1 protein-coding gene is annotated in these 342 nt (G+C 67.3%); it reads right to left on the reverse strand.

Translation table 11 applies throughout. The features are described from left to right. On the reverse strand, window positions 1-342 hold a 342-nt coding region (locus BN2660_RS16360), incomplete at both ends, for a dimethylarginine dimethylaminohydrolase family protein (RefSeq protein WP_369690563.1).

A 342-nucleotide genomic window follows, 5' to 3' on the forward strand; every position in this document is an offset into this window, starting at 1 on the left:
AATCCGGTGCCAGCGAGGATCACGTCGCCGACGAGCAGGAAGTCGCCCTCACCCTCGTTGACCTCCTCGGGGATGACGGTGTCGTAGCCGGCACCGCGGAACCAGTCGGCGAACGCCGGTGCCTCGCCCTGACGCTCGACGAAGCGGAACTTCGGCACGTACGCCCGTCCGTCGATGACGAACCCGCCGTTGGCGGTGTAGACCATGTCGGGGTAGCCGGCGAGCGGCTCGATCAGCTCGACCTCGTGACCCAGCTCGACGTACAGGTCGTGCAGCTTCTGCCACTGCTCGACCGCCCTGGCCGTGTCGGTGGGCTTCGTCGGCTCCATCCACGGGTTGATC

The organism is Microbacterium sp. 3J1, from assembly GCF_001049495.1.
Lineage (GTDB): Bacteria > Actinomycetota > Actinomycetes > Actinomycetales > Microbacteriaceae > Microbacterium.